General features: G+C 47.1%; 2 protein-coding genes. One reads left to right on the plus strand and one right to left on the minus strand.

Features of this window, described 5'->3' with window-relative positions; all coding sequences use genetic code 11:
- On the plus strand, nucleotides 1-332 hold a 332-nt coding region (locus IEY48_RS20310), incomplete at its 5' end, for a transposase (protein WP_188923346.1).
- A gap of 219 nt (nucleotides 333-551) precedes the next feature.
- Here IEY48_RS20310 and IEY48_RS20525 read toward each other — a convergent pair.
- On the minus strand, nucleotides 552-733 hold a 182-nt coding region (locus IEY48_RS20525; protein ID WP_229786615.1), incomplete at its 5' end, for a hypothetical protein.

Below are 733 nucleotides of genomic sequence, written 5' to 3' on the forward strand. Positions count from 1 at the left end.
CTGCTAAAGAACTGGGTGTGTGGCTGGGGTTAACCCCAAAGCAATTTGCCTCTGGCCATCGAAGTGTCAATGGCAATATCACCAAGCGAGGCAACGGATATTTACGCAAACAGCTTATTCATGGTGCTAGAACCGTCGTCAGCCATGCAAGTAAAAAACAAGATGATTTAAACCTCTGGATAACACAGTTAAGAAGCCGAAAAAGCATCTGCAGTACAGTGGTTGCCACGGCTCATAGACTCGCCAGACTGATATGGATTTTATTACAAAAGCAAGTGCCTTATGCTCCGCAATATGCAGCAAATCAAGGTGTAAACCATGGTACTTGTTAACCCCGTTGTCGCTATCTTGCAGAGCTCGGTCTGGCCAAGGGTAGTTAACCCGAGTGGGTGATAAGAGCCGCGAGATAGCGCATTAAATACTCACCAGGGTTGTTGTTATTGATGAAGAAATGGCTCAGTCCAACCAGTGCTAGCCCGAATAGGCCAAGGATAGGAAAAACCTAATCCGCATGGGTGTTTCAATTGACCGGCGCAGTGGTACGGATTTCATTAGGGGCGCAGCTTGGCTGTTAAGCCCGTATATATGGCAGTACAACCGCTTCTAGCGGTAAATGAGCGCATCGAAAGCAACGATAAGAGTGAGAATGTTGTACAGAAAACTAAGGCCAAAAAGCCTTCGGTGAGCAGAGTATTGTCTTGACTCACCGGGAGCGTCCATATATGGCCATGTT

It is taken from the genome of Shewanella saliphila (assembly GCF_014648295.1).
GTDB lineage: Bacteria > Pseudomonadota > Gammaproteobacteria > Enterobacterales > Shewanellaceae > Shewanella > Shewanella saliphila.